The sequence below is a fragment of the Arhodomonas sp. SL1 genome (genome assembly GCF_052060015.1).
Lineage (GTDB): Bacteria > Pseudomonadota > Gammaproteobacteria > Nitrococcales > Nitrococcaceae > Arhodomonas.
The window spans coordinates 169,845-196,831 of sequence record NZ_JBPODZ010000004.1 but is presented as its reverse complement, the minus strand read 5'-3'; the positions used below and the strand labels follow the sequence as shown (position 1 = coordinate 196,831).

Genomic DNA, 26,987 nt, shown 5'->3' with positions numbered 1-26,987 from the left:
GCCCCCCTGGCGGGTCCGCGCGCTGTCTAGCCCACCATCCGCGTGGGCGCCTCGACGTCGGCCATGCCCAGGGTCTGGCGCAACCCGTCGAGTACCGACCGGTAGGCGTCGTCCCCCGCCAGCCGGGCGAGTTGGAGCCCGCCCTGGGTGGCGGCCAGCACCTGCCGGGCCACCGCGGTGGCATCCCCCGGGATCGTCATCGTGCCCTCACGCCGTCCCGCCTCCAGGGTCTCCTGAAGGAATCCGGTGACCTCCTCCAGCAAAGCGGCAGCCTCCCGGCACACGGGAACCGGCAGCCCCGCCCGCTCCACGCCGACGACGCCGAGCGGACACACCCGGTCATCCTGCGCATAGTGCCCGTCCAACGCAAAATAGGCCTCCAACCGCTCCGCCGCGCCCGCGTCACGGCCGAGCTGCTGACGCCACCACCAGCGGAAATCCTCGCGGAACCGGCGGATGACCGCCACACCCAGATCCGCCTTGGTGGGGAAGTGGTAATGGATCGCGGCCGTACGGACACCGAGGATCTCCGCCACGTGGTGGTAACTGAAGCCGTGAAACCCGCGTCGCTGCATCAGCCGCTGGGCGCTATCCACGATCGCCCGCCGGGTCTCACCCCGGGGTCGGCGACTCATGCGCCGCCCCCGGCATGGCTGCCGAAGACCACCAGCTCGGCGAGATTGCACGGACGGTGACGCACATCGAGCTGGGTGGCGAGGATACCCTCCCAAGCGGTGCGGCAGGCGCCCGTCGAACCCGGCAGACAGGCGATGAAGGTGCGATTCGCGAATCCCGCCAGCGTCCGGGACTGTATGGTCGAGGTACCGATTTCGTCGGCGGAGAGACGGCGAAACATCTCGCCAAATCCCTCGACCTCCACATCAAGCAGGGGCCGCACTGCCTCCGGGGTGCCGTCCCGCTCGGTAAAGCCCGTCCCCCCCGTAGTGAGCACCGCCTGCACGTCGGCATCGGCGATCCAGCCGGAAAGCACCGCCCGTATCCGGTAGCGATCATCCGGGACGATCTCACGGTACGCCGGCTCGTGCCCCGAGGTCGCCACCAATTCCCAGAGCAGCGCGCCGGAGCGGTCCTCGTCGATGCCGCGGGTATCGGAGATGGTCAGCACCGCGACGCGCAGGGCACGAAACTCGGAGCACGCATTGTGCATGTCTTCCCCTCACTCAGGATTCCGTCGTGATTCTTACCATGATAGCGGGAAGGGAGGCGACACCGAAGGCATACAATATAAATGCGAACGGTTGCGATTCGTGATTCCGTGGGGTAGAGTCTCCCCGTCGCGACGGATCTCGCGACTTGCGGGTAGTTCAAGCATTGCGGGGTGGCCCTTCACCGGGCGCCCCGTTTTTTTGTGCCGTTCACCCCGATTTATCCTGTACAATACCTGTACCATTAATGGACAGGTAACGCGGAATGCGCGAGAAACGGATTGCGGTCGTCGGCGGTGGCATTGCGGGGCTGGGGGCGGCGTGGCTGCTCGCACGGCAACACCGGGTCACGCTGTTCGAGGCCGAAGAGCGACTGGGTGGCCATTCCCATACCGTCGATTGCGACGTGAGCGACGGCCGTGTCGCCGTCGACACCGGCTTTATCGTGTACAACGAGCGCAACTACCCCCACCTCACCGGGCTATTCGATGAGCTCGGCGTCGCCACTCAGCCATCGGACATGTCCTTTAGCTTCTCCGCCGCGGACCTGGACCTGGAGTATGCCGGCGACGGGCTCGCCACCCTGTTCGCCCAGCGACGCAATCTGGTGCGCCCCACCTTCTGGCGCATGGCGGGGGACATCCTGCGCTTCAATCGTGCCGCCGAGCAGGCCCTGGCCGCGGGCGAGCCCACCGCTGGCGTGACCCTCGGGGAATTCCTGGAGGGCCTGGGGCTCGGCGAGGCATTCCGGCGCTATTACCTCCTGCCCATGAGCGCGGCGATCTGGTCCTGCCCCCCCGATGAGATGCTGGCCTTTCCGGCCCGAAGCCTGTTGCGCTTCTTCCAAAATCATGGCCTGATCCAGCTATCCGGCCGGCCGCTGTGGCGCACCGTCACCGGGGGCTCCCGGCAGTACATCGAGCGGATGCGCGCCGGCCTGGGTCGGGTCCACACGGCCACCCCGGTGCGCAGGGTCTGCAGCGCGGGCCACGGCGTGCGGCTTTTCGGTGACGACGGCGAGCTCGGCCGGTACGACACCGTGGTGATCGCTGCCCATGCCGACCGGGCCCTGGCCATGCTGGAGGCACCGACCCACTGGGAGCGCACCCTGCTCTCCGCCTTCCGCTATCAGCGCAACGAGGCGTGGCTGCACCGGGATCCAGGCCTGATGCCCCGACGGCGCAGCGTGTGGTCCTCGTGGAATCACCTCACCGAGCGCGCGGCGGACGGCTCCCGTCCCGTTTCGGTGACCTATTGGATGAACCGCCTGCAACGGCCGGCCACGAGCGAGCAGCTCTTTGTCAGCCTCAATCCGCTCCGCCGACCCGAGCCCACCAAGGTGATTCGGCGCATGCAGTACGACCATCCCGTCTTCAGCGCTGGGGCCATGCGCGCCCAGCGCCTGCTGCCGCGGATTCAGGGGCGTCGAGGTATCTGGTGGTGCGGCAGTTACTTCGGTTATGGCTTCCATGAGGACGCCCTGGCCTCCGCTGTGGCCGTGGCCCGCCGCCTCGGTTGCGCCCCTCCCTGGGAGGCGGCAGCAGCGCCCACGCGGGGGCGCGCATGAGCGACCTCGCCCTGTATACCGGCGCGCTCGTGCACCGGCGACTGGCCGCGCCCGCCTATCGCTTCCGCTATCGCACCTTCACGGTGCTCGCCGACATCGATCGACTCGACGAGGCCGCGGCCCGACGACGCTGGTTCTCCCATAATCGGTTCAACCTGGTCGCGTTGTACGACCGCGACCACGGGCCCGCGGACGGAGGCTCATGGCGGGATTGGGTGGAATCCGTGCTGGCCGGCAGCGGGATCCGGCTGGGCGGTGGCACGATACGGCTGCTGTGCTACCCCCGCGTGCTGGGCTATGTCTTCAACCCCCTCTCGCTGTGGTTCTGCCACCGCAGCGACGGCACGCTGGTAGCGGTGATCGCCGAGGTCCACAACACCTTCGGGGATCGCCACTGCTACCTGCTCCACGACGAGGGGCGGCCGCTGCGGACACCGGTGCGCGACCGCCATGCCAAGGTGTTCCACGTCTCCCCATTCCTGCCGGTCGCGGGCCAATACCGCTTCCGCATCGAGCCACCGGGGGAACGCAGCTCCACCGTCATCACCTACCACCGCGACCCGGACGGGCCGGCCACCCTGGTAGCGACCGAACGCGGTTACCGCCGTCCCGCCACCGACGCGGCACTGCTCCGGGTGGTGGCGGCGATGCCGCTAATGACCGTCAAGGTCCTCACGGCCATCCATTGGCAGGCACTGAAGATTTGGGCCCGTGGCGGACGGCTTCATCGCCGTCCCGAACCACCGGCCGAGGAGGTTACGCGATGAGCACAACCACCGAGTCCCTGCGTCGGCTGCCACCCGACACCCCCTTTGCGGCGGCCCGACTCCTCGGCCATCTGCAGCGCCTACGCTGCGGCACCCTCAGCGGGACCCTTCCCGATGGCCGGGGGTTCCGGATCGTCGGGGCCGAGGCCGGTGGCGAGGGAGCGCTCCACCTCCGGGCCCCGGGGCGGCTTCTGCTGCGCTGTGCCGCCCGCGGCGCGGAGGGCTTCGCCGAGGGCTACATGGCGGGGGACTGGGACAGCCCGGACCTGGCCGCGCTACTGTCGGTGATGGCGGACAATGAGGCCGCCTTCGGCCAGCGCGAGGCGCGCCTGCTGACCGCCGCCGAGCTCACCGTGCACCGCTGGCGCAACCGCAATACCCTGCGCGGCAGCCGCCGCAACATCGCCGCGCATTACGACCTCGGCAACGACTTCTACCGGCTCTGGCTCGACGAGACCATGACCTACTCGGCGGCGCTGTTCACTCATCCCGGGCAGCCCCTGGCAGAGGCGCAGCGGGCCAAGTACGACGCCCTCATCGATGGCCTCGACGCCGGCCCGGGCGCCCACATCCTCGAGATCGGCTGCGGCTGGGGCGGTTTCGCACTGCGCGCCGCCGAGCGCGGATTTCATGTCACCGGGATCACCCTGTCCGCCGAACAACTCGCCTGGGCACGGGAGGCGGTGGCGGCGGCGGGGCTGGAACAACGGGTGACGCTACGCCTTCAGGACTACCGCGACCTGGAGGGTTGCTTCGACCACGTCGTCTCCATCGAGATGCTCGAGGCGGTGGGCGAGGCCTACTGGCCGCGCTACTTCGCTGCACTCGCCCGCCACGTGCGCCCCGGCGGCCGGATCGGCCTGCACAGCATCACCATCGATGGCGATCACTTCGCCGCGTACCGGCGCAACCCGGACTTCATCCAGCGCTATATCTTTCCCGGCGGCATGCTGCCGACCCGGGAGCGGCTGCTCACCGAGGCGGAGACCGCCGGGCTGCGGGTGCTCGCCTGCGACGGCCTCGGCGATCACTACGCCGAGACCCTGGCACGCTGGCACCGACGCTTCCGGGCCCAGGAGGACACGGTCCGGGCGCAGGGCTTCGACCGGCGCTTCCGCCGCATGTGGCGCTACTACCTGGCCTACTGCGAGGCCGGCTTCCGTATCGGTCGGGTGGATCTCCAGCGCCTGATTCTGCAACGGCCCCCCGCATGACGAGGGCGTCTCGACGGGTGCGCCTGCTCTACGGGCTCCCCGCACTGCCACTAGCGGTGCTGGGCATACCCATGTATGTCTTCCTGCCCGGCGTCTACGGCGAGCGCCTTGGCTTGGCCGCGGTGGGGGCGGCGCTGCTGGCGGCGCGGCTTTGGGACATGATCACCGACCCCCTGATCGGCGTCCTCGGCGACCGGCTGCGCACCCCCTGGGGTCGCCGCCGCCCGCTGATCGTCGCCGGTGCGCCGCTGCTGCTGGTCAGCGCCTGGCAGCTTTTCCACCCCCCGCCGGAGGTGGCGCTGCCCTGGCTGCTCGCCTGGGCCCTGGCGGCCTATCTCGGCTGGACTCTCGTATCCCTGCCCTACACCGCCTGGGGGGCGGAGCTGTCCACCGACTATGACGAACGCTCCGGCATCACTGCGAGCCGCGAGGGGTTCATGCTGGCGGGCACCCTCATCGCCATCGCCTGGCCCGCCGCGGTAGGCGGCGGCCGCGCCGACGCCGCATCCCTGGCCGGTCTGGCCGTGGTACTGACCGCCCTGTTGCCGCTGTGCCTGGTGGTGACCCTGGTCACCGTGCCCGAACCGCCGTCCGGGCCCCGGCACCCTTCCGGCTGGCGGCAGGGATGGCAGTTGCTAAGGGGCAACCGACCGTTCCGCCGCCTGCTCGCCGCCTATGTGCTCAACGGCCTCGCCAACGGCCTGCCGGCCTCGCTGTTCCTGCTCTTTGTCGCCCACGTCCTCGATGCCCCCGCGGCCACGGGGGCACTGTTGGTGATCTACTTCGTATGCGGCATCGTCGCCCTGCCCGGCTGGCTGTGGCTGTCACGGCGGCTGGGCAAGCATCGAAGCTGGGCCATCTCCATGATCTGGGCCTCCGCGGTGTTCGCCTGGGTCCCGTTCCTCGGGCCGGGGGACGTGGTGGCTTTTGGCGTGATCTGTGCGCTCTCCGGGGTGAGCGTGGCCGTGGATATGGCACTGCCCGCGGCGATGCAGGCGGACCTGGTGGATCTGGACACCAGTCGCGGCGGCGACCGCCGCACCGGCTTGTACTTCGGGCTCTGGAACATGGCCACCAAGTTGGCACTGGCGGCCGCGGTGGGGATCGCCTTCCCGCTGCTGGAGCTACTGGGCTTTTCCGCGGAGGGGCCCGAGGCGGGCGACACCTTCGCGCTGGCGTTGTTCTACGGGGCGCTCCCCATCCCCTTCAAGATCGCCGCCACCATGCTCGTGTGGCGCTTCCCGGTAGATCGGGAGGTTCAGGCCCGCCTTCGGGAGGCGGTCGAGCCCGGCGACATGCCGACAGTGGTGCCCATCCCGCCCCGGACCGGTTGAGGGGCATTCAGCGATGGCATCGAGCCGCCTTGGCGATCCGCCGGCGCAGCCATCCCATCAGGCCGCCGATCACGGGGAACCGACCATACAGCCCCGCCGCGGCATCCCAGTAATCCACATGCTCCTGCACCCGTCCATCGGGGTCGAACACCACCCGGGAGACACCCTCGATGGGGGCGGTGCCGGGACGTTCGCCGCGCAAACGCAGGTGCAGCCGCCAGCGCAGATAGGACACGGCCTCACCCTCGAGCACCTCGAGCACCTCGAAACGGGCCTCGTCGGCGACCGCGAACATATGCTCGAAGACCGCACGCACAGCAGCCACGCCGCGGACGTCATTGAACGGATCCACGAAACGCACTTCCGGAGAGAGGACGTCCTCAAGGCGCCGGAGATCGGCTACTTCCAGGGTGGCGAAGAAGGCGGCGTAGCGGTGGGCTGGGCTCATCGGAGCAACCGGCGGGTCAGCGCGAAGTACAGCCGGTACGGAAGCAAACGCAGGAGCTTGAGCGTCCAGGTCAGTCTCCACGGGAAGGCGATCTCAAACCCACCGCCGTCGATAGCCCGGAGGATGCGGGCGGCCGCCACCTCGGGGGTGAGGAGCTGCGGCATGTGAAAGTCATTCTTGTCGGTAAGCCGGCTCTTGACGAATCCCGGGTTGATCACCCGGAGGGTGACGCCGGCGGCCTCGGCCTCCGGGCGGAGGGATTCCGCGAGATTGAGCACCGCCGCCTTACTCGCGCCGTAGGCGGCCGCGCCGGGCAAGCCACGATAGGCCGACAGGCTGGCGGTGACCAGGATCTGGCCGCGGCATCGCCGGCGCATTGGCGGCAGGCATGCGGCGAGGCCGTGCACCACCCCCAGATAATTCACCCGCATGATGCGCTCGAACATCGCGGGTTCCAGGGCGTCCAGCCCCCCCGGCTCGTAGTCGCCGGCATTCAGGACCACGGTGTCGAGCTCGCCGTGCTCCGCCTCCAACGCCGCCACCGTTTCCGTGAAGGCGGAAGGGTCGGTGACATCCAGCACGCGGGGGATCAGCGCATCCGGGGCCCGGGCGGCGAGCTCGTCGAGCACCTCGCGCCGGCGCGCGGCGATAATCACCCGCCAGCCCCGCCGGACGAGGGCGAGGGCCAGGGCGGCACCGATACCGCTACTCGCCCCCGTGATCAGGGCGAGACGGCCGTCCGGGCCCTCTGTCATCGTGGCTGTCATCGCAGTCCCCGTAGCGCCGCCAGTGTTGTACAATATTATTGTACACTCCTGGGGGCCAGCGAAGGAGCATAGAAACGCATGCCGGAATCCGATCCACGGGAGGCCCCGGGGGAACCCGGCACGGAGGGGCTCTACCCGATCCGAACGGTCGCCTCGCTCACCGGCGTCAACCCGGTGACCCTGAGGGCGTGGGAGCGCCGCTACGGCCTGATCCGGCCGAAACGTACGCCTAAGGGTCACCGCCTGTACGCCGAGGCCGATATCGAGCGCATCCGCCAGGTCCTCTCCCTGCTGGACCAGGGCATCCCCATCGGCCAAACACGGCGGCTGCTCGATGACGAGATCGCCACGGCCGCCGCAACGCCCGAGGGGCGCTCCGCGAGCGAGCCGTGGCAAGGCTTCCGAGAGCGCATGCTGCAGGCGGTGGCCCGTTTCGACACGGCGGCCCTAGAGACGGCATACAGCGAGGCCCTCTCGCTGTACCCCGTGCACTTGGTGACCCGGGAGCTGGTACGGCCGCTGGCGGAGGACTTCCGCGCCCCTGCGGACAGCCCGGAAGGCGAGGCCGCCGCCGAGGCGCATTTCTTTCACGCATTCATGCGCAACAAGCTCGGGGCCCGCCTGCACCACCAGGGGGCCCGGGCCCGCGGTCCACGACTGGTCGCCGCAGGGCTGCCCGGCGAATGTACCGAGACGGCACTGCTGCTGTTCTGCCTCGAGGCCACCGCCTATGATTACCGGATCGTGCTGCTCGGCGGGGACATGCCACTGCGGCCCATCCCCCACGTGGCGCGACGCGCCGACGCCCGGGGCATTTTCCTGTTCGATGAGGGCGGCCACGCCGCGAACATAGAGGAATCTCTGCAGGAGCTGGTCGCTGCCGCACCCTGCCCGGTGGCGGTGGCCGGTGCAGTCGCTGCGCAGCGGCGCCCCGCCGTGGAGCGTGCCGGCGCCCACGCGCTGCCGGAGGCCGAGTCCGCGGGCATCGGCGCCATTCGGACCCTGCTGCGATCCGGATGCTGACCCTGGTCTGGTTCCGGCGCGACCTGCGCCTGGCGGACAACCCCGCCCTCGTGGCAGCGGCCCGCGACGGCGCGGTCTGCCCCATCTACATCCACGATCCGGAGGCCAAAGACCGGCAAGGCGGCGCCGGGCGGTGGTGGCTCCACCACGCCCTGGCGGCGCTGGATGCCTCCCTGGGGCGTCACGGCCTGGCGCTGATCATCCGCAGGGGCCCGGCGCTGGAGACGCTCCGTGGAGTGATCCACGAGACCGGGGCGGAGGGTGTGCGCTGGAACCGCCTGTATGACCCACCGCTTATCCGGCGTGACCGGCACGTCAAGCAGGCGTTGCGTGACGCAGGCGTCGACGTGCACAGCCATAAGGCCGATCTGCTCCACGAGCCGTGGACCGTCCGCACCGGACAGGGCAGCGACTACCGGGTGTTCACGCCGTTCTGGCGGGCATTGCGACGCCTGGGGGAACCGGAGGCCCCGCTAGCCGTACCCGACCTGCAAGGGCCGCTGGCACGCCCCTGGAGCGAACCCCTGGGGGCCCTCGGCCTGCTGCCACGCATCCCCTGGGACACCGGGTTGCGGGAGGCGTGGACCCCGGGCGAGGAGGCGGCGCGGCGGCTGGATCGCTTCGTCACCGACGCACTCCCCCGCTATCACACCGACCGCGACTACCCCGCCATCCCAGGCACCTCGCGGTTATCACCGCACCTGCACTTCGGCGAGGTCAGCCCTCGTCAGGTGTGGGCGGCCACCACCGAGGCGGATCCGGAGGGCCCTGGCACGGCCGCCTTTCGCACGGAAATCGGCTGGCGGGAGTTCGCCCATCATGTTTTGTTCCACCACCCGGAGCTACCTGACGAGCCGCTGGATCGGCGTTTCCGTGGCTTTCCCTGGCGCGCGGACCCCGCCGGCGAACTCCTCACGGCGTGGCGCTCCGGATGCACGGGCTTCCCCATCGTCGACGCCGGTATGCGCGAGCTCCGTACCACGGGATGGATGCACAACCGGGTGCGCATGGTCGCCGGCTCGCTGCTCGTGAAGAACCTGCGCCTGCCCTGGCAGCTCGGCGAGCGCTGGTTCCGGGACAACCTGGTGGACGCCGACCCGGCAAGCAACGCCCTCGGCTGGCAGTGGGTCGCCGGCTGTGGCGCCGATGCCGCCCCCTATTTCCGGATCTTCAACCCGATCCGGCAAGGCGAGCGCTTCGACCCCGACGGGGACTACGTGGCTCGCTGGGTGCCGGAGCTGGCCGCGCTGCCGCCGCGACAGCGCCATGCCCCGTGGGAGGCCGCCGCCAACGTTCTGGCCCGGGCCGGGGTGCGCCTGGATCGCGACTACCCATCCCCGGTGGTGGATCTGCGTGAGAGCCGTCAGGCAGCGCTGGACGCGTTCGCCCGGATCAAGGGCGACTGATCCCGACGACGGCAGCTGATAGACTTTTCACCATGGATACCGTGGATGCCCCCGAGGCCCTCTATGAGAGCGACCTGCCGAGTCTGAGCCTGCTCGGGCGCGGCAAGGTGCGCGACCTCTACGCCGTCGATGACGAGCACCTGCTCATCGTCACCACCGACCGCCTGTCCGCCTTCGACGTGATCCTCCCCGACCCCATCCCGGGGAAGGGCGCCGTGCTCACGTCCCTGTCGCGCTTCTGGTTTGAACGCATGCGGCACATCGTACCCAACCACTTGGCGGACCTACCCCTGGAGGCGGTGCTCACGGACCCCGACGAACGCGCCCAGGTCACCGGTCGCGCGATGGTGGTGCGGCGCCTGGATCCGCTGCCGGTGGAGGCCATCGCCCGCGGCTACATCATCGGCTCCGGATGGCGGGACTACCAGGCCAGCGGCGCCATCTGCGGCATTCCCCTGCCCGCCGGGCTCCGCCAGGCGGACCGCCTCCCGGAGCCCGTATTCACCCCTTCCACCAAGGCGGAAGCCGGCGCCCACGACGAGAACGTCTCCTTCGAGGCCGTGGCGGAGCGGATCGGCCGTGATCGCGCCGACGCGATCCGGGACGTCACCCTGCGCGTTTATGCCGAGGCGGCGGCCTATGCCCGCGAGCGGGGGATCATTATCGCCGACACCAAGCTGGAGTTCGGCGTCGACGAGGCGGGGGATCTGGTCTGGATCGACGAGGCGCTCACCCCGGACTCCAGCCGCTTCTGGCCGGCGGAGGACTATCAGCCCGGTGGCTCACCACCGAGCTTCGACAAGCAATTCGTCCGCGACTACCTGGAAGGCCTGGACTGGGACAAGACGGCGCCCGCCCCACGGCTGCCGGCGCAGATCCTCCGCCGCACCGCCGAGAAATACCGCGAGGCCCAGCGCCGCCTCGGCGCCGCCTGAGCCACCCCCGGCGTGGCTCACGGACCACCAAGGCCACGGATCAACAGCGATACCCACAGATGCATGGGGCTCGTTTGTGCGCTGGGGAGCCAGTGAGCGATGACACCCTTGCCCGCTCCAGAGGGCGTCAGTAGGTCACCCCCTTCGGGGCCAGCCGACTCCAGGGGCCACCCATCCTGTTCATTCACGTGTATCCGTGGCTAGCTCGCGCGCTGCTCCAGCGCCGCCACGGCGGGCAGCTCACGGCCCTCTAGGAGCTCCAGGAAGGCGCCGCCGCCGGTGGAGATGTAGGAGAGGTCGTCACCCACCCCGTAGCGCGCGATGGCCGCCAGGGTATCACCGCCGCCGGCAATGGAGAATGCGGGGCTGGCGGCGATGGCACGGGCCAGGGCCTCCGTTCCCTTGCCGAACTGCTCGTACTCGAACACGCCCACCGGCCCGTTCCAGACGATACTCCCGGCATCCTTGAGGTAGCCGGCGTAACGTTCCGCCGTCTCGGGGCCGATATCCAGGATCATCTCGCCCTCGGCCACGGCATCCACGGCCTTCACCCGGGCCTCGGCATCGGCGGAGAGCTCCTCCGCCACGACCACATCCATGGGGACGGGGATCTCGGCGCCCCGCTCCCGGGCGGTAGCGGCCAATCCCCGTGCCTCCTCGACCAGGTCGGCCTCGTAGAGCGACCGGCCTACGGGATGGCCGGCGGCGGCGATGAAGGTATTGGCGATCCCCCCGCCCACGATGAGCTGATCCACGCGCTCGATGAGCCGCTCCAGTACCGTGAGCTTGGTGGAGACCTTGGCCCCGCCGACGATGGCCACCAGCGGCCGGGCCGGGTTCTCCAGGGCACGACCGAGGGCGTCCAGCTCCGCGGCCAGCAACGGCCCCGCGCAGGCCTCGGGGGCGAAGCGGGCCACCCCGTGGGTGGAGGCCTGGGCCCGGTGGGCAGTGCCGAAGGCATCCATGACGTAGACGTCACACAGCGCCGCCATCCGCCGGGCGAGCTGTTCGTCGTCGGCCTTCTCGCCGTCCAGGAAGCGCACGTTCTCGCAGAGCACCAGCTCCCCGGGGTCCACCTCCACGCCCTCTATCCAATCCTGCTCGAGGCGTACCGGTTGGCCGAGCAGTTCCCCGAGGCGGGCAGCCACCGGCGCCATGGAATCCGCCTCGCTGTACTCCCCCTCCTTGGGCCGCCCGCGGTGACTGACCACCAGCACCCGGCCCCCGGCCTCCAGGGCCTTGCGCAGCGTGGGGAGGGCGGCGCGGATACGGCTGTCGTCGGTGACCACGCCGTCGCGCACCGGCACGTTGAGATCCTCGCGGATGAGCACCCGGCGGCCCGCCAGCGCCACATCCTCCATCCGCTTCACCGCGGCCATAGGTCATCACTCCCTGTCCGGTTTCGTGTCAATATGCACCTGCGCCGAAAACCTGCGCGACCCGGGCGGCGGGACGCCCGCCCCGGGATACGTATCAGATCCCCCGGCCTCTCCAGCGGGCCCTTGCCAGTAGGCCGAATCAATGCGCGACCATCACCTCACCGACATCCAGCATGCGCACCGCGAATGCCCACTCGTTGTCGTACCAGGCACAGACCTTGACCAAGCGGTTGCCCGTTACCCGGGTCAGCGGCAGATCCACCACGGCGGAGCGGGGGTCGTGCATGAAATCCGAAGAGACCAGCGGCTCCTCGCTGCAGCCGAGGATCCCAGCCAGTGGGCCATCCGCAGCCGCGCGGAGTAGCGCGTTGACCTCGTCACTGTCGGTATCGCGGCCGGCGGTGAAGGTGAAGTCCACCAGGGAGACGTTAATGGTCGGCACCCGCAGGGCATAGCCGTCGAGCCGCCCCGCAAGCTCCGGGAGGACCTTCTCCACCGCCCGGGTGGCGCCGGTGGTGGTGGGGATCTGGTTCTGCGCGGCGGCGCGGGCGCGACGCGGGTCCTTGTGATAGACGTCGCTCAGCACCTGGTCGTTGGTGTAGGCATGCACAGTGGTCATGATGCCGTGCTCCACTCCGAGCGCCTCGTGCAACGGTTTGACCAGCGGCGCCAGGCAGTTGGTGGTGCAGGAGGCGTTGGAGACGACCCGATGCCCCGGCGCGACGACCTCGTGATTGACCCCGTAGACCACCGTGGCATCCACATCGTCCCCGGCAGGCGCGGAGATCAGCACGCGCCCTGCGCCGGCATCCAAGTGGGCCGATGCCTTGTCCCGGCCGCGAAAGGCGCCGGTGCACTCCATCACCAGGTCGACACCCAGCTCCCCCCAGGGCAGCTTCGCCGGGTCCCGCTCGCTGAACACACGGATGGGGTCACCGTTGACGAGCAGATCGTCGCCACTTACCTCGACGCTGCCCGGGAACGGCCCGTGGGCGGTATCATGCCGGGTGAGGTGGGCATGGATGCCGGTATCGCCCAGGTCGTTGATGGCGAACACCCGGAAACGGTCCGCGCGCCCCATCTCGTAGACCGCCCGCAGGATCGCCCGTCCGACCCGTCCATAGCCGTTGATCGCGATCTTCACCGCCATTGCCTCCCCTCCCTATGCCGGGGCCACCCCTCAGAGGAGCGCCCGCGCCACCTCTGTGACCGCCTCAGCGGTCACGCCGAAATGCTCGTAGACGGCATCGCCGGGCGCGGACTCGCCGAAGCCCTCCACGCCGACGACCCGGCCGGCCGGCCCCACCAGTGGCCACCAGGGATCCGGCAGGCCCGCCTCCACCGCCACCCAGGCGCTGACCGATGGCGGCAACACCGCATCCCGGTACTCGACGGGTTGGGCGCGGAAGACCTCCAGGCAGGGCATGGACACGACACGGACGCGCCGCCCCTCGGCCTCCAGGGCCTCGGCGGCGCGGACCGCCAGCCCCACCTCCGAGCCGGTGGCGATGAGGACGACCTCCGGCGTGCCGGCGCAGTCGCGGAGCACGTAGCCGCCGCGGCGGATATCCGCCAGCTGCCCCTCGTCGCGGGGCTGGTGCGCGGTCTTCTGCCGCGACAATGCCAGGGCGGTGGGCCCGTCCCGGCGCTCCAGGGCCGCCTGCCAGGCCGCCATGGTTTCCGGCACGTCGCAGGGCCGCCACACGGCCAGATTGGGGATCAGGCGCAGGCTCGCCAGGTGTTCCACGGGCTGATGGGTGGGGCCGTCCTCGCCCAGGCCGATGGAGTCGTGGGTGAACACCAAGATGCTGCGCTGTTTCATCAGCGCGGCCATGCGCACGGCGTTGCGCGCATAGTCCGAGAACACCAGGAACGTACCGCCGTAGGGGATGAGACCGCCGTGCAGGGCGAGGCCGTTCATGATCGCGGCCATGCCGAACTCACGCACGCCGTAGTAGATATAGTTGCCATCGCCATCCGCGGCGGTAACCGGCGTGCAGTCATCCCACAGCGTGTTGTTGGAGCCGGTTAGATCCGCCGAGCCGCCGAAGAGCTCCGGTAGGTAGGGCCCGAGACCATTGAGGGCGAGCTGCGAGGCCTTGCGGGTGGCCACCTCCTGACCCTGCTCCTGGGCGCGGGCGATCAAGGCCTCGGCATGGCCCGCGAGCCGTTCGGGGAGCTCACCGGTCATGCGCCGTTCGAAATCCCGGGCGCGTTCCGGGTGGGCGGCCCGATAGGCCTCGAAGGCCTCCCGCCATTCCGCCTCGGCACGCTCACCGCGGCCCCGGGCGTCCCAGCCGGCGTAGATGGCCTCGGGGATCTCGAAGGGCCCGTGCTCCCAGCCAAGAAACTCGCGGGTCGCCTCGATCTCCTCGTCGCCGAGGGGGGCGCCGTGGACACCGTGGGTGCCGCAGACGTTGGGCGCACCGAAGCCGATCACCGTCTTCGCGCAGATCAGCGACGGCCGGTCGGTCACCGCCCGCGCCTGCTCGAATGCCCGCCGCACGGCCTCGGCGTCGTGGCCGTCCACATCCCGCACCACGTGCCAGCCATAGGCCTCGAAGCGCGCCGGGGTGTCGTCGGTGAACCAGCCCTCCACCTTGCCGTCGATGGAGATCCCGTTGTCGTCATAGACGCCGATGAGCTTGCCGAGGCCGAGGGTGCCGGCGAGCGAACAGACCTCGTGGGACACGCCCTCCATCAGACAGCCGTCACCGAGGAAGACGTAGGTGTGATGATCGACGATGGCATGGCCCGGCCGGTTGAACTGGGCGGCGAGCACCTTCTCGGCAATGGCCATCCCGACGGCGTTGGCCAGCCCCTGCCCCAGCGGCCCGGTAGTGGTCTCGACCCCCGGTGTATAGCCGACCTCCGGATGGCCAGGGGTGCGGGAGTGCAGCTGGCGGAATGCCTTGAGGTCCTCCAGGCCCAGCTCATAGCCGGAGAGGTGCAGCAGCGCATACTGCAGCATCGAGCCATGGCCGTTGGAAAGCACGAACCGGTCCCGATTGGGCCAGTGGGGATTGCCCGGGTTGTGACGAAGGAAGTCGTTCCAGAGCACCTCCGCGATGTCCGCCATCCCCATGGGGGCGCCGGGATGGCCGGATTTGGCCCGTTGTACGGCGTCCATGGCCAGGGCACGGATGGCATTCGCGAGTTCGCGACGAGAAGGCATGCGGTGAGCTCTCCCGGATTCAGCTTAAAGCAGCGGACGAATGGACACCCCGGGCGGAAGGCGCCGTGGGGCTTTCGATGTAAGGCCGTAAATTCTCGCCAACTTCACGGGGTATAGCAAGGCTGTCCGCGGGCCACCACGACCCCTGTTCCCCTAGGGCTGGACTCCACGATTCACGAGACCGTCACAAATCCCGGTTTGAATTTCATCGCGAACTGAACCACCATGTAGTGAATTCATACGGACTATGCCCCTGCTTCAGGCTGCAGGGCGGCAGGTTGCGACGCCGCTTTTGGGCCTCACACGTCGGCAAGGGTTTTTTAGGCGATACGCCGCCTCATCCGGGCAGATAACCCGGCAGCGAACAAGCCAGCAGGATGGATGACAAGTTGAGCGGCGCGCCGGCACCCGGGTCCCAGGGCCCGGGCCGCTACAGTGCGCGCATTCCGAGCGGCGACGACGGATCCATGGAGACCGAGCCCCGGCGTGGCGCTTGCGCCTACCGGGATATCAACCACAGGAAGGGCAAACTGCTATGAGCACGACGCAGAAGAAACAGGACTTCGGGGACAACCCCATCGAGGTCCGTGAGAGCGAGCACTACCAAGAGGAATACATCGAGGGCTTCGTCGACAAGTGGGACGAGCTCATCGACTGGGAGAGCCGCGCCAAGAGCGAGGGCGACTTCTTCATCGACGTGCTGCGCGAGCGCGGCGTCAAGAGCGTGTTGGACGTGGCCACGGGCACCGGCTTCCACTCGGTGCGCCTGCTCGAGGCGGGCTTCGAGGTGGTCAGCTGCGACGGCAGCCCGGAGATGCTCGCCAAGGCCTTCGAGAACGGCCGCGAGCGCGGACACATCCTACGTACCTGCCAGGTGGACTGGCGCTGGCTCAACCGCGACATCCACTGCCACTACGACGCGGTGATCTGTCTCGGTAACTCGTTCACCCATCTGTTCTCCGAGCACGACCGGCGCAAGGCGCTCGCCGAGTTCTACGCCACCCTCAAGCACGACGGCGTGCTGATCCTCGACCAGCGCAACTACGACGCCATGCTCGACGTCGGCTACTCCAGCCAGCACACCTACTATTACTGCGGCGACGACGTCTCGGTCTATCCCGAGCACGTCGACGAGGGGCTGGCGCGCTTCCGCTACCAATTCCCGGACAACTCCGTCTACCACCTCAACATGTTCCCGCTGCGCAAGGACTACACCCGGCAGCTGATGCACGAGGTGGGCTTCCAGCAGATCGAGACCTACGGCGATTTCCAGGAGACCTACAAGGAGGCCGATCCGGACTTCTTCATCCACATCGCCGAGAAGAACTACGAGGAGGACAAGTGATGGCTGCCAACTACACCGCGGCGGTGGAGACCGCCCGCGAGTACTACAACAGCGAGGACGCGGACAACTTCTACTACATCGTCTGGGGCGGCGAGGACATCCACGTCGGCCTCTACCAGAGCGCCGACGAGCCGGTCTACGACGCCAGCCGCCGCACGGTCGCGCGGATGGCCGAGAAGGTTTCGGGCCTCAACGCCAAGAGCCGCGTACTCGACATCGGCTCCGGCTATGCCGGTTCGGCGCGCTATCTCGCCAAGACCTACGGCTGCCATGTCACGGCCTTGAACCTCTCGGAGAAGGAGAACGAGCGCGGCCGGCAGAAGAACCGCGAGCAGGGCGTCGACCACCTGATCGACGTCGTCGACGGCTCCTTCGAGGAGCTGCCCTACGAGGCCGACAGCTTCGATGTCGTCTGGTCCCAGGACGCCATCCTGCACAGCGGCGACCGCCGCCGGGTCCTCCAGGAGGTCGACCGTGTCCTGCGCCGGGGCGGCTACTTCGTGTTCACCGACCCGATGCAGTCGGACGACTGCCCGGAGGGCGTCCTCGAGCCCATCTACGAGCGCATCCACCTGGATTCGCTCGGCTCGCCGGGGTTCTACCGCCGTGAGCTCGAGGGCATGGATTTCGAGGAGGTGGCCTTTGAGGACCACTCGGACATGATCGCCGCCCACTACGGCCGCATCTACCAGCTGCTCACCGAGCGCGAGGACGAGGTGGCCCAGCGCGTCAGCCGCGGCTACATCGAGCGGATGAAGAAGGGCCTGCAGCACTGGATCGATGGCGGCCGCAAGGGCTACCTGACCTGGGGCATCTTCGTGTTCCGCAAGACTGGCTGATCCGTCCGTCGGGTGCGCGCGGGGTGGGACAACCCCGCGTCGCCCCCGGGTTAGCCCCATTCATGAATGGCGTTTAGAATGCGCCATCCACCAATGACAGAGAGTGATTGATGAGCAGGAAATATCTCTTTACCTCCGAATCCGTCTCTGAAGGCCATCCGGACAAGATGTGCGACCAGATCTCGGACGCCATCCTCGACGCCTACTTGGCGCAGGATCCCAAGGCACGGGTCGCCGCCGAGTCCGTGGCCCAGACCGGCATGGTGCTGGTGGCCGGCGAGGTCAAGTCCCGCCCCGACGTGCACGTGGACATCGAGCAGATCGTCCGCGACACGGTCAAGGAGATCGGCTACGACAGCTCCGTGAAGGGCTTCGACTACGCCACCTGCGCGGTGCTCAATGCCCTCGGCGCGCAGTCCGAGGACATCAACCAGGGCGTCGATCGCAGCCGCCCCGAGGAGCAGGGCGCCGGCGACCAGGGCCTGATGTTCGGCTACGCCTGCAACGAGACCGACACCCTGATGCCGGCCCCCATCGACTTCGCCCACCGCCTGGTGCGCCGGCAGTCCGAGGTCCGCAAGGACGGCACCCTGCCGTGGCTGCGCCCGGACGCCAAGAGCCAGGTCACCTTCGCCTACGACGACGACGGCAAGGTAGTGGGCTGCGATGCCGTGGTGCTGTCCACCCAGCACGACGAGGAGGTCAGCCAGGAGCAGGTCCATGAGGCGGTGATGGAGCACATCGTCAAGCCCGTACTGCCGGGGCAGTGGCTGCACAACGACACCAAGATCCACATCAACCCCACGGGGCGCTTCGTCACCGGCGGCCCGCTCGGTGACTGCGGCCTGACCGGCCGGAAGATCATCGTCGACACCTACGGCGGCATGGCCCGTCACGGCGGCGGTGCCTTCTCGGGCAAGGATCCGTCCAAGGTCGACCGCTCGGCCGCGTATGCCGCGCGCTACGTCGCCAAGAACGTGGTCGCCGCCGGCCTGGCCGACAAGTGCGAGGTCCAGCTCTCCTATGCCATCGGCGTGGCCGAGCCCACCTCGGTGATGGTCGAGACCTTCGGCACGGGGCACGTGGACAACGTCCAGCTCACCGAGCTGATCCGTGAGCTCTTCGACCTGCGCCCCTACGGCATCCTCAAGATGCTGGAGCTGGAGCGGCCGATCTACGCGGGCACCGCGGCGTACGGTCACTTCGGTCGGCAGGACATCGATCTGCCCTGGGAGAAGACCGACAAGGCCGACGCCCTGCGCCAGGCCGCCGGCAAGTAAGCAACGCACGCGCCCTACGGCGCGCCCGTTGCCGAGGAGCGCTGCAACCTGCCCCCGTTGGGGGGAGGCCAGGCTCGGCAATGGGTGAATCCATTCGAACAACGGCGCTCGGTGACCAACGGAGTGAACCATGAACGCAGTCGTGGACAACACCGGCACCGACCACCACGTCGCAGATCTCTCGCTGGCCGAGTGGGGCCGCAAGGAGATCGCCATCGCCGAGACCGAGATGCCCGGTCTCATGGCCCTGCGCGAGAAGTACGGCAAGGAAAAGCCCCTCAAGGGCGCGAAGATCGCCGGCTCGCTGCACATGACCATCCAGACGGCGGTGCTCATCGAGACCCTGGCCGAGCTGGGTGCCGAGGTCCGCTGGGCCTCTTGCAACATCTACTCCACCCAGGACCACGCCGCCGCGGCCATCGCCGCCCGCGGCATCCCGGTATTCGCCTACAAGGGCGAGACCATGGAGGAGTACTGGGAATTCACCCACCGCATCCTGGACTGGCCCGGTGAGGACGGCCCGAACCTGATCCTCGATGACGGCGGCGACGCCACCGGCGCGGTCATGATCGGCGCCAAGGCCGAGCAGGACGCCTCGTTCCTGGACAACCCGGGTAACGACGAGGAGCGCGCCCTGTTCCCCGCGATCAAACGCCGGCTCGAAGAGCGCCCGGGATTCTACGGCCGCATCAAGGCGCAGATCCGCGGGGTCAGCGAGGAGACCACCACCGGTGTGAATCGCCTCTACCAGATCGCCCGCGACGAGGGCCTGCCCTTCCCGGCGATCAACGTCAACGACTCGGTGACTAAGTCCAAGTTCGACAACCTCTACGGTTGCCGCGAGTCCCTGGCGGACGGCATCAAGCGCGCCACCGACGTGATGGTGGCCGGCAAGACCGCCGTGGTGGCCGGCTATGGTGACGTGGGCAAGGGTTCCGCCCAGAGCCTGCGCGGCCTCGGTGCCCAGGTGTGGGTCACCGAGATCGACCCCATCTGCGCGCTGCAGGCGGCGATGGAGGGCTTCCGCGTGGTGACCATGGACTACGCCGCGGACAAGGCGGATATCTTCGTCACCGCCACCGGCAACTACCACGTCATCACCCACGAGCACATGAAGGCCATGAAGAACGAGGCCATCGTGTGCAACATCGGCCACTTCGACAACGAGATCGACGTGGCCTCGCTGCAGCAGTATGAGTGGGACAACATCAAGCCGCAGGTGGACCACATCACCTTCCCCGACGGCAAGAAAATCATCCTGCTCGCCGAGGGCCGGCTGGTGAACCTGGGCTGCGGCACGGGGCACCCGAGCTTCGTGATGTCGAACAGCTTCACCAACCAGGTGCTCGCGCAGATGGCGCTGCACAACAACAAGGGCGAGTACGACAAGGACGTCTACATCCTGCCGAAACACCTCGACGAGGAGGTGGCCCGGCTGCACCTGGGGCGCATCGGCGTCGAGCTCACCGAGCTCACCGCGGAGCAGGCGGAGTACCTCGGCGTGTCCAAGGAGGGCCCCTTCAAGCCGGAGCACTACCGCTACTAAGCGGGCCCGCCCCGACTTGCGCGAACAAAGACCCCGGCCCGCGCCGGGGTCTTTTCGTTGGTGCCCCACCCCCGCCGCGGCTATCATCGGGCCCTCTTGTGGCGGCGACGACGTGAACCATGGGTCTGGACACCCGGGTCTTTCTCCCCGGCCCCCTCGCGAGCGGCATCACGGTAACCCCTGGTGGCGAAGTGATCGCCCACCTGCGGGCCCGGCGGCTGCGTACCGGCGACACCCTCACCGTCTTCGACGGCCGCGGCGGAGAATATGCCGCACGGCTTGAACGGCTCGAACGGCGTGCCGCCTCGATGACACTGCTCGAGCACCGCTCGCGGGAGGCCGAACCACCGGTCCCGGTTGTGCTATTGCAGGGGGTCGCCAAGGGCGAACGCATGGACACCGCGGTACAGAAAGCGGTGGAGCTGGGGGCGACCCGCGTGGTTCCGGTGATCACGGATCACTGCGTGGTGCGCCTGGACCCGGAGCGGGCGGAGAAGCGCAGGCAGCACTGGCAGCGGGTCGCCACGAGCGCATGCGAGCAGTGCGGCCGTAACCGCGTCCCTGTGTTGGATGCCCCGATGCCGCTGACGAAGGCGTGGGATCGGGCCGACGGGCTGCAGGGAATCGTCCTGGACCCTGACGGTGGCGACGGGATCTCCAGCCTGCCACCAGCCGGTCCGGGCATCGCGCTGCTGGTCGGCCCCGAGGGCGGGCTGAGCCATGCCGAGCTCGCCGAGGCGCGAAACCGCGGCTTCCTGGCCCTCGCCCTCGGGCCGCGCGTCCTCCGTGCGGAGACCGCCGCCATCGCGGCGCTCAGCGTCCTGCAGGCGCGCTTCGGTGACCTGGACGGGCCCGGTTCAGACGGCGGCTGAGGCCCCTGCCAGCGCCTCCTCGATGCGGTCGAGCCGCGGCAGGGAAGCGGCCTCACCGGTGGCGAGCACGGGCACCAGCAGCTCGCCTGCGTCCCCGGCGGCGGCCAGGGTATCGGCGGTGATGTTCACCAGGCGGGGGATACCCGCGGCGACGAGGGCATAGTGTGTCTCGGCCAAACGGCCAGTCACCGCCTTGAGCACCAGCAACCGAGCCTCACCGCCGGCGGACGGCGCCTCGCCCGCCAACACCTCCGGCCGGAGGGTGGGGATCTGACGGCCTCGCCAGGCGACGAGCCCGGCTAGCCAGGGCGGTGCATCCGCCGGGGCCTCGCCAGGCTCACGGTAGTCGATGACCTCCGCGACCAGGGCGCCCGGCACCAGCCAGCGCCCTTCGCCAACCGGCACCATCAGGCAACGAATCGTATCCGCTTCCGCCACTATCCCTCCCGGTCCCGATGAAAGCCGCCGTCAGGCGGTCTCCTCGCCGAGCAGCTCCTGAATCGCCTCCAGGAGCTCTGTTTCCTGATAGGGCTTGCCGAGGTAACGGTCCACCCCCAGGTCCATCGCCCGCTCGCGATGCTTCTCGCCACTGCGCGAGGTGATCATGATGATGGGTGTCTCCCGGGTCTCGGACTGGTTGCGCATGTGCGCCGCCAGCTCGTAGCCGTCCATGCGTGGCATCTCAATATCCAGCAGCACCACATCCGGCAGCCGCTCCTGCATCCGGGCGACGGCGTCGAGGCCGTCCTTCGCGGTCACCACCTCCATGCCGTTGCGCTCGAGCAAGCGCGTGGCCACCTTGCGCATGGTGATGGAGTCGTCGACCACCATGACCACCGGCGCTTCGCGCTGGGTCGCCGCCGGCTCTTCGGACCCAGCCGCCTCCTGGAAGCGTCCGCGGTGGCGCATCAGCGCGCCGACGTCGACGATCAGCACCACGCTGCCGTCGGCGAGGATGGTGGCGCCGAACAGCCCCGGGATCCCGCTGATCTGCGGCCCCGGAGACTTCACCACGATATCCCGGCTGCCCAGCAGCCCGTCCACGTGCAGCGCGACACTGTGCTCACCGGCACGGACCAGTACCAGCGGCGCCAGGGCCCGGCCCTCCTCCAGGGCCGGCTGGCCGGCACCGAGCAGGCCCGTCAGGCTCACCACCTCATACTGGTTGCCCGCATACTCGTAGTAGGTGGGCGAATCGCTGTACAGCGCGCGTTCGAGGAACGAGCGCTCGGCACGCACCACGCCGATGATGCTCGACAGCGGGATCGCATAGAGCTCGTCACCAGCCTCACAAAGCAAGCCCTGGTTGAGCGCCAGCGTGAAGGGCAGGCGCACGGTAAAGCGCGTGCCTTGCCCCTCAGTGGAATCCAGCTCCAGGCTGCCGCCGAGCTGGCGGATTTCGGTGTTGGCGACGTCCAGCCCCACGCCGCGCCCCGCGACCTGGGTGATCCGGGAGGCGGTGCTGAAGCCGGGCTCCAGCACGAACTGCATGATTTCGCGCTCGGTCAGATCCGCATCGGCGCGCATCAGACCGCGCTCGATGGCCCGCTCCGCGATGGCCTCAAGGTTCAGGCCGGCGCCGTCGTCGGACAGGCGGAGCACCACATCGGCGCCCTCGCGAAGGACCTCGATACGGATGGTCCCCGCCTCCGGCTTACCCGCCTCCCGGCGTTTGCCCGGGGGCTCGATGCCATGGGCCACGGCGTTGCGCAGCATGTGCTCCAACGGCGGGACCATGCGCTCGAGGACGCTGCGGTCCATCTCGCCCTCACCGCCGCGCACCTCCAGTTCGACCTCGCGCCCCAGCTCCTTCGCCGCCTGGCGGATAATGCGCCGCAGTCGCGGGATGAGATTGGCAAAGGGGACCATGCGCAACCGCATGAGCCCCTCTTGGAGCTCGGTGTTGACCCGCGACTGCTGCAGCAGCAGCGTCTCACTCTCGCGGTTGAGCCCGTCCAGCGTCCCCTGGATGCTGGCCAGGTCGTTAACGCTCTCCGACAGCGCCCGCGATAGCTCCTGCATGCGGCTGAACCGATCCAGCTCCAGCGGATCGAACTCGGCGTCTTCGGTATCCGTCGGCTCGCTCTCCGCGTCCCGCTGGAAACCGTAGCGGATATGGCTCTCCGTCTCGATCTCCAGGGCGCGCAGCTGCTGGCGCACACGGGCCACGGTTGCATCGAGCTCCTGGAGGTTAAAGCCCACCGCTCCGGTTTGCTGGTCCAGGCGGGCCCGGTAGATGTTGACCTCGCCGGCGTGATTGACCAGCTCGTCGAGGACCTCCGCCCGAACCCGGACCACATCGCTGCGCAGCGGTGCCGTAGCGCCCGCTCCGGCATCGGCCTCTTCCGCACCGCTGTCCCCGCGCTCGGCGGGCAGCGGAGTCGGCTCCGCGGCGGTCGTTTCCGCCTCTGCGGGTTCCGGCAGGGCGTGCTCGGGATCGGCGAGCCGGGCCAGCAGCTCTGCGTCCGGGTCGGCCTCCACGCCGCCCGCCGCCTGCTCGACCAGCGCGGTGAGCTCGTCAAGGGTCTCGCGCAGCAGCGCGTGCAGACGCATGTCCGTCGCGATCCTGCCCGCCGACGCCGCCGCCACCACCTCCTCGGCGGCATGGCAGAAATCGCCGAGCACGCGAAAGCCGGCCAACCGGGCGCTACCCTTGAAGGTGTGCAAGGCCCGGTGGAGGGTATCTGCCTGCTCCGGGCCACCCCCTTCCGCTTCCCAGGCACCGAGGGTCCGCTCCATGGTCTGCAACAGGTCCTCGGCCTCATCGAGGAAGATCTCGACGAGCTCCGGATCCACCGAAGCCGATGGGGAGGCAGGCGCTGTTACCGGCTCCGCCGCCTCTTCCGTAGCCCCCTCCGTACCGGTGGGCATGGCTGTCCCGCCGGGTTCGCCGGCAGCGGTGGGGTAGGGCATACCGACGGCGGGCTCGGCGGATGTCGCGGCAAGGGCATCTTCCGGCCCCGGCATCGCGGTGGCCCGGGGCTCCGGCCGCGCCACCGCATAATCGAAGGGCAGTAGCCGGTGCCGATCGCTGACCTCCTCGAGCGACGGTCCGCGTGCTTCCCGCTCGATACGGCCCGTGATGGCGGCGACGAGCCCCTCGGTGCCCGGAGGGATCCTGCGCTCCCCGCCGAGGGCCTCGATGAGCTCTCGCACGCCCTGCGTCCCGGATGCGAGCAGGCGCTGATCCTCCGCATCGAGGAGCTGGCTCTCCGAGCGCCGGCCCCGGACGAGGTTTTCCATCGCTCGCCCGAGCTCCGCGACGGGCTCCACGCCGGACATCCGGGCGGAGCCGGTCAGGGTGTGCAGCGAACGTACCAGCGCCTCGCTGGCCTGGCAGGGATAGCCGGACTCCCGCGCCTGGCGCAGGCAGCTGTCCACTTGATCCAGGTGCTCCTCGCTTTCGCGGCGGAATATGTCGTACAGGGTGGGATCCAGCGCCGGGAGCGTCCCGGCCACCGGCTCGCTGCGGTCTTCCACTGCGGGCCGGTCTGCAGGGCCCCCGCGATCTTCCTCCTCGCCGGTGGCGACCGGCGGCGGCACCTCTTCGGCAACGGCGACGCCCTCGGCGAGGCCGGCGGAGCGCGCCATGAGCGTTCGGGCCTTTTCGCGGAGCTCGGTGGGCACCGAGGAAGGGTCCTGGCCGGCGAGGCGGCCGAGCTCACGGACCACCGCAATGGTTTCGTCGACCATGTCGCGCACCGCCCCGTCCGCGGCGCGGCTGCCGTCGAGGATGCGATTGAGGAGGTTTTCCGCCGACCAGGCCAGCTCGCCGAGGAGCAGCAGGCCGGCAAGTCGCCCGCTGCCCTTGAGCGTGTGAAACATGCGCCGGGTGGTGACCAGTGCCTCCTCGTCGTCCGGATCCGCACACCAGCGAGGGAAGCTCTCGTCCAGGGTCTGCAGGACCTCCTCCAGCTCCTCGAGGAAGATCTCCAGGATTTCCTCGTCCATGGCCTCGGAGTGCAGTGGCACGTCGAGGTCCACCGGACCGCGCTTGGCGGCGTAATGGGTTGCCGACTCGGGCGTCGCCACCTCCGCGCCTTCGGTATCCGAAACCGACGGCGCCGGTGCCTCCTTCGCCGGGCGCTCCTCCGGCACCTGGGTGTCAGCGGCCACGGCTTCGTCGTCAGGCAGGAGCTCGAGGGGGGGAGGCCCGGGTTCATCGGTCTCGGGCTCCTTGAGGTCGCCTTCCACCGAGCCCTCTCCGGCCCCGGCGTCCCCGTCCGTCGGCACCACGCTCAAGGCGGGTGTCGGCGGCGCTGCGGCCTCAGCGTTGTCTTCCGGGGCCAGGCGATCCAGTACCGACTCGGCGACATCCAGGATACGATCGACCTCACGACGCCCGTCCCGCAAGGCCTCGAGGTAATACTCGAGGCTCGTGATGGCGTCGGCCATCTCATCCTGGGATTCGTCGTTACCCGCCCGCGCGGCCTGCAGTACCACACGCGCGGCTGCGCCCGCGCGGCCCGCAAGGGTGGCGAAACGCTCCAGATCCAGTACCCGGCCCACGCCCTGGATGCCACGGAAGCGTTGCACGATTTCCGTGTCGTCCGTCCCCTCAGGGGATTCCAAGGCTCGGGAGACCAGGGCCTGGATCTGCTCCATCTCACGTATGGCCTCGTCCAGGGCCTGGGTCTGGATGGAGTGATATTCCTCCTCGAAGGCGCTGCGCGCATGATCCTCGGCGTTCCCGGCACCACCGCGGCCGAAGCGTGCCAGTTCGGTCTCCACGTAGAGCAGCGCCTCGGCGGCGGCCATGATCGCGCCCTCATCCGCCGCTCCGCCGGAGAGGATGCCCGCCTGTTCGCGCAACGTCGTCCTGGCTGCCTCCAGTCCGAGCACGCCCAGGGTGTCGCTCACCCGCTCCATACTCCGCGCCGCCTCACGGAGTCGGTCTTCGTCGGCATCCGCAGCGCGGACGTGGAGATCGAGGCTGTCCTTGATGGCCGCTACGTCCTCGCGAAGGACCGTCGCCACGGTCCGGAAGGCGCCGATGTCGGCACCCTCGCCGGGTATTTCATCGCCGGAATCCGCCGACTCGCCGGCCAGGGTATCGAGCCGATAGGTTTCGCGAACGGCGGTCAACCGCGGGCCGCCGCCACTGTCGACGCCGGCTAGGGCATGCAGGAAGTCACGAAGCAGCTGCTGGTCTGGTCCATCACCGGCCATGCCATCGGCGACCCGCTTCATCTCCCGCTCGAGCCGGGAGAGCAACGCGCGTGTCCGTCGCGCTCCGGGGTCCAGCTGCCCCGCGGAGACCGCCTCCAGCAGCGCCGCCCCCACCCACCAGGGCGCCGCCTCGTATATATCGGGCGCGGCGCGATCCATGCGCTCAACGGCCTCGCTCATCCGCGCCAGGGCGGCCCCGACATCCTGCCCACGGAGCAGCTCCAGCAACCCGCGCTGGAACAACAGCCGTGCACGGGCCACCACCTCCGGGCGACGGTCGGTGCCGTCTCGTCCGGGATCGTCGGGACGCTTCGCCACCGCGGCGAGATCGGGGGCGAAAAAGGCGCCTTGCGGTAACGACTCGGCCCCCCTTGCTGCGCGTAGCTCGTTGATCAGGGCCGCCAACGGCAGGGGGCTCACCGGTGTCCCCGCCGTGAGCGCTTCCAGGTGGTTGCGCAGCCGCAGGATGCCGCCCATGAGCCGCTCGTTGGCGGCATCGGCATCGGCGGGGTCACCCGCGGCGAGCGCCCCGGCGAGTTCCTCCATCTCGCCGGCAAGCCGTGCCAGGCCCTCCAGCTCCAGCATGCGCAGCGTGCCTGCCGCCTGATGGAGGAAGCCCGCGCAATCCGTTGCCTCCGAGCCCTCGCCACCTTCCTCGGCAAAGCGCTCCAGCGCCTCCGCGGCCTGGCGGAGGGTGTCGTCCAGCTCTCCGCTCACCCAGCCGAGCACGCTGTAATCCATGCCTGTCTCCCGCA

The 26,987-nt window shown here is 69.1% G+C and carries 21 protein-coding genes and 1 riboswitch; of the genes, 12 read left to right on the top strand and 9 right to left on the bottom strand.

The genetic code is table 11. The features are described 5' to 3' along the window. Positions 1 to 26: 26 nt before the first annotated feature. On the bottom strand, positions 27 to 635 hold the full coding sequence (locus ACQ754_RS08005) for a TetR/AcrR family transcriptional regulator (protein WP_440996484.1): 609 nt from the start codon (positions 633 to 635) through the stop codon (positions 27 to 29). Then, positions 632 to 1,168 carry a molybdenum cofactor biosynthesis protein B gene (gene moaB, locus ACQ754_RS08000; protein ID WP_440996483.1) on the bottom strand — a complete coding sequence of 179 codons (537 nt, stop codon included), beginning with the start codon at positions 1,166 to 1,168 and terminating at the stop codon, positions 632 to 634. The genes ACQ754_RS08005 and moaB overlap by 4 nt, the downstream gene beginning before the upstream one ends. 263 nt (positions 1,169 to 1,431) lie before the next feature. Here moaB and ACQ754_RS07995 point away from each other — a divergent pair, with 263 nt between their 5' ends. Genes ACQ754_RS07995 through ACQ754_RS07980 form a run of 4 tightly spaced genes read left to right on the top strand, consistent with a single transcriptional unit; the run spans position 1,432 to position 6,048 of the window. Further along, positions 1,432 to 2,733 carry an NAD(P)/FAD-dependent oxidoreductase gene (locus tag ACQ754_RS07995; RefSeq protein ID WP_440996482.1) on the top strand — a complete coding sequence of 434 codons (1,302 nt, stop codon included), beginning with the start codon at positions 1,432 to 1,434 and terminating at the stop codon, positions 2,731 to 2,733. Further along, positions 2,730 to 3,500, top strand: a complete 771-nt coding sequence (locus tag ACQ754_RS07990; protein ID WP_440996481.1) for a DUF1365 domain-containing protein — start codon at positions 2,730 to 2,732, stop codon at positions 3,498 to 3,500. Before ACQ754_RS07995 ends, ACQ754_RS07990 begins: the two co-directional genes overlap by 4 nt. Next, the gene (locus ACQ754_RS07985; protein ID WP_440996480.1) at positions 3,497 to 4,714 is read left to right on the top strand and encodes a class I SAM-dependent methyltransferase; all 1,218 of its coding nucleotides are present in this window, start codon (positions 3,497 to 3,499) and stop codon (positions 4,712 to 4,714) included. Before ACQ754_RS07990 ends, ACQ754_RS07985 begins: the two co-directional genes overlap by 4 nt. Next, the gene (locus ACQ754_RS07980; protein WP_440996479.1) at positions 4,711 to 6,048 is read left to right on the top strand and encodes an MFS transporter; all 1,338 of its coding nucleotides are present in this window, start codon (positions 4,711 to 4,713) and stop codon (positions 6,046 to 6,048) included. Before ACQ754_RS07985 ends, ACQ754_RS07980 begins: the two co-directional genes overlap by 4 nt. 7 nt (positions 6,049 to 6,055) lie before the next feature. Here the strand turns inward: ACQ754_RS07980 and ACQ754_RS07975 are convergent, their stop codons facing one another. After that, entirely contained in the window at positions 6,056 to 6,496 is a 441-nt protein-coding gene (locus ACQ754_RS07975; RefSeq protein ID WP_440996478.1) for a nuclear transport factor 2 family protein, read from the bottom strand. Further along, the gene (locus ACQ754_RS07970) at positions 6,493 to 7,263 is read right to left on the bottom strand and encodes an SDR family NAD(P)-dependent oxidoreductase (protein WP_440996477.1); all 771 of its coding nucleotides are present in this window, start codon (positions 7,261 to 7,263) and stop codon (positions 6,493 to 6,495) included. Before ACQ754_RS07970 ends, ACQ754_RS07975 begins: the two co-directional genes overlap by 4 nt. 78 nt (positions 7,264 to 7,341) lie before the next feature. On the opposite strand from ACQ754_RS07970, the gene ACQ754_RS07965 reads away from it, so the two are divergent. Genes ACQ754_RS07965 through ACQ754_RS07955 form a run of 3 tightly spaced genes read left to right on the top strand, consistent with a single transcriptional unit; the run spans position 7,342 to position 10,627 of the window. Then, positions 7,342 to 8,286, top strand: coding sequence for a MerR family transcriptional regulator (locus ACQ754_RS07965; protein ID WP_440996476.1), 945 nt, complete (start codon positions 7,342 to 7,344; stop codon positions 8,284 to 8,286). Beyond that, positions 8,280 to 9,692: a cryptochrome/photolyase family protein gene (locus tag ACQ754_RS07960; protein WP_440996475.1), complete on the top strand. Its 1,413-nt coding sequence runs from the start codon at positions 8,280 to 8,282 to the stop codon at positions 9,690 to 9,692. Before ACQ754_RS07965 ends, ACQ754_RS07960 begins: the two co-directional genes overlap by 7 nt. 32 nt (positions 9,693 to 9,724) lie before the next feature. Continuing rightward, on the top strand, positions 9,725 to 10,627 hold the full coding sequence (locus tag ACQ754_RS07955; protein WP_440996474.1) for a phosphoribosylaminoimidazolesuccinocarboxamide synthase: 903 nt from the start codon (positions 9,725 to 9,727) through the stop codon (positions 10,625 to 10,627). Between the two features lie 200 nt (positions 10,628 to 10,827). Here ACQ754_RS07955 and ACQ754_RS07950 read toward each other — a convergent pair whose 3' ends face one another. From ACQ754_RS07950 to tkt, 3 genes are all read right to left on the bottom strand, one after another. Further along, a complete protein-coding gene (locus tag ACQ754_RS07950) occupies positions 10,828 to 12,006 on the bottom strand; it encodes a phosphoglycerate kinase (protein ID WP_440996473.1) in 1,179 nt (392 codons plus the stop codon). Between the two features lie 139 nt (positions 12,007 to 12,145). Next, the gene (gene gap, locus ACQ754_RS07945) at positions 12,146 to 13,156 is read right to left on the bottom strand and encodes a type I glyceraldehyde-3-phosphate dehydrogenase (RefSeq protein ID WP_440996472.1); all 1,011 of its coding nucleotides are present in this window, start codon (positions 13,154 to 13,156) and stop codon (positions 12,146 to 12,148) included. A 30-nt stretch (positions 13,157 to 13,186) separates the two neighbouring features. Continuing rightward, a complete protein-coding gene (tkt, locus tag ACQ754_RS07940) occupies positions 13,187 to 15,181 on the bottom strand; it encodes a transketolase (RefSeq protein WP_440996471.1) in 1,995 nt (664 codons plus the stop codon). A gap of 535 nt (positions 15,182 to 15,716) precedes the next feature. Here tkt and ACQ754_RS07935 point away from each other — a divergent pair. The 5 genes from ACQ754_RS07935 to ACQ754_RS07915 all read left to right on the top strand — a co-directional run bounded on the left by ACQ754_RS07935 (position 15,717) and on the right by ACQ754_RS07915 (position 21,063). After that, the gene (locus tag ACQ754_RS07935) at positions 15,717 to 16,526 is read left to right on the top strand and encodes a glycine/sarcosine N-methyltransferase (protein ID WP_440996470.1); all 810 of its coding nucleotides are present in this window, start codon (positions 15,717 to 15,719) and stop codon (positions 16,524 to 16,526) included. Beyond that, positions 16,526 to 17,365, top strand: coding sequence for a methyltransferase domain-containing protein (locus ACQ754_RS07930; protein WP_440996469.1), 840 nt, complete (start codon positions 16,526 to 16,528; stop codon positions 17,363 to 17,365). Before ACQ754_RS07935 ends, ACQ754_RS07930 begins: the two co-directional genes overlap by 1 nt. Positions 17,366 to 17,475: 110 nt before the next feature. Then, a complete protein-coding gene (gene metK, locus ACQ754_RS07925) occupies positions 17,476 to 18,645 on the top strand; it encodes a methionine adenosyltransferase (protein ID WP_440996468.1) in 1,170 nt (389 codons plus the stop codon). A 27-nt stretch (positions 18,646 to 18,672) separates the two neighbouring features. Further along, a riboswitch (S-adenosyl-L-homocysteine riboswitch) is annotated at positions 18,673 to 18,762 on the top strand. 13 nt (positions 18,763 to 18,775) lie between these two features. Continuing rightward, on the top strand, positions 18,776 to 20,191 hold the full coding sequence (ahcY, locus tag ACQ754_RS07920) for an adenosylhomocysteinase (RefSeq protein ID WP_440996467.1): 1,416 nt from the start codon (positions 18,776 to 18,778) through the stop codon (positions 20,189 to 20,191). Positions 20,192 to 20,310: 119 nt separating this feature from the next. Then, entirely contained in the window at positions 20,311 to 21,063 is a 753-nt protein-coding gene (locus ACQ754_RS07915; protein WP_440996466.1) for a 16S rRNA (uracil(1498)-N(3))-methyltransferase, read from the top strand. Here ACQ754_RS07915 and ACQ754_RS07910 read toward each other — a convergent pair. Together ACQ754_RS07910 and ACQ754_RS07905 are read right to left on the bottom strand one after the other, a co-directional pair. After that, on the bottom strand, positions 21,049 to 21,501 hold the full coding sequence (locus ACQ754_RS07910; RefSeq protein ID WP_440996465.1) for a chemotaxis protein CheW: 453 nt from the start codon (positions 21,499 to 21,501) through the stop codon (positions 21,049 to 21,051). The two genes, ACQ754_RS07915 and ACQ754_RS07910, sit on opposite strands and share 15 nt — an antisense overlap. 30 nt (positions 21,502 to 21,531) lie before the next feature. Then, complete coding sequence (locus tag ACQ754_RS07905; protein ID WP_440996464.1) at positions 21,532 to 26,973, bottom strand: Hpt domain-containing protein; 5,442 nt, start codon at positions 26,971 to 26,973, stop codon at positions 21,532 to 21,534. Positions 26,974 to 26,987: the final 14 nt, after the last annotated feature.

What these genes read in the sequence shown, in the direction of transcription:
- ACQ754_RS08005 (WP_440996484.1), bottom strand. Translation starts at nt 635, where the DNA reads ATGAGTCGCCGACCCCGGGGTGAGACCCGGCGGGCGATCGTGGATAGC.
- ahcY (WP_440996467.1), top strand. Translation starts at nt 18,776, where the DNA reads ATGAACGCAGTCGTGGACAACACCGGCACCGACCACCACGTCGCAGAT.
- gap (WP_440996472.1), bottom strand. Translation starts at nt 13,156, where the DNA reads ATGGCGGTGAAGATCGCGATCAACGGCTATGGACGGGTCGGACGGGCG.
- moaB (WP_440996483.1), bottom strand. Translation starts at nt 1,168, where the DNA reads ATGCACAATGCGTGCTCCGAGTTTCGTGCCCTGCGCGTCGCGGTGCTG.
- ACQ754_RS07950 (WP_440996473.1), bottom strand. Translation starts at nt 12,006, where the DNA reads ATGGCCGCGGTGAAGCGGATGGAGGATGTGGCGCTGGCGGGCCGCCGG.
- ACQ754_RS07915 (WP_440996466.1), top strand. Translation starts at nt 20,311, where the DNA reads ATGGGTCTGGACACCCGGGTCTTTCTCCCCGGCCCCCTCGCGAGCGGC.
- ACQ754_RS07975 (WP_440996478.1), bottom strand. Translation starts at nt 6,496, where the DNA reads ATGAGCCCAGCCCACCGCTACGCCGCCTTCTTCGCCACCCTGGAAGTA.
- metK (WP_440996468.1), top strand. Translation starts at nt 17,476, where the DNA reads ATGAGCAGGAAATATCTCTTTACCTCCGAATCCGTCTCTGAAGGCCAT.
- ACQ754_RS07960 (WP_440996475.1), top strand. Translation starts at nt 8,280, where the DNA reads ATGCTGACCCTGGTCTGGTTCCGGCGCGACCTGCGCCTGGCGGACAAC.
- ACQ754_RS07990 (WP_440996481.1), top strand. Translation starts at nt 2,730, where the DNA reads ATGAGCGACCTCGCCCTGTATACCGGCGCGCTCGTGCACCGGCGACTG.
- tkt (WP_440996471.1), bottom strand. Translation starts at nt 15,181, where the DNA reads ATGCCTTCTCGTCGCGAACTCGCGAATGCCATCCGTGCCCTGGCCATG.
- ACQ754_RS07980 (WP_440996479.1), top strand. Translation starts at nt 4,711, where the DNA reads ATGACGAGGGCGTCTCGACGGGTGCGCCTGCTCTACGGGCTCCCCGCA.
- ACQ754_RS07930 (WP_440996469.1), top strand. Translation starts at nt 16,526, where the DNA reads ATGGCTGCCAACTACACCGCGGCGGTGGAGACCGCCCGCGAGTACTAC.
- ACQ754_RS07955 (WP_440996474.1), top strand. Translation starts at nt 9,725, where the DNA reads ATGGATACCGTGGATGCCCCCGAGGCCCTCTATGAGAGCGACCTGCCG.
- ACQ754_RS07995 (WP_440996482.1), top strand. Translation starts at nt 1,432, where the DNA reads ATGCGCGAGAAACGGATTGCGGTCGTCGGCGGTGGCATTGCGGGGCTG.
- ACQ754_RS07985 (WP_440996480.1), top strand. Translation starts at nt 3,497, where the DNA reads ATGAGCACAACCACCGAGTCCCTGCGTCGGCTGCCACCCGACACCCCC.
- ACQ754_RS07965 (WP_440996476.1), top strand. Translation starts at nt 7,342, where the DNA reads ATGCCGGAATCCGATCCACGGGAGGCCCCGGGGGAACCCGGCACGGAG.
- ACQ754_RS07935 (WP_440996470.1), top strand. Translation starts at nt 15,717, where the DNA reads ATGAGCACGACGCAGAAGAAACAGGACTTCGGGGACAACCCCATCGAG.
- ACQ754_RS07905 (WP_440996464.1), bottom strand. Translation starts at nt 26,973, where the DNA reads ATGGATTACAGCGTGCTCGGCTGGGTGAGCGGAGAGCTGGACGACACC.
- ACQ754_RS07970 (WP_440996477.1), bottom strand. Translation starts at nt 7,263, where the DNA reads ATGACAGCCACGATGACAGAGGGCCCGGACGGCCGTCTCGCCCTGATC.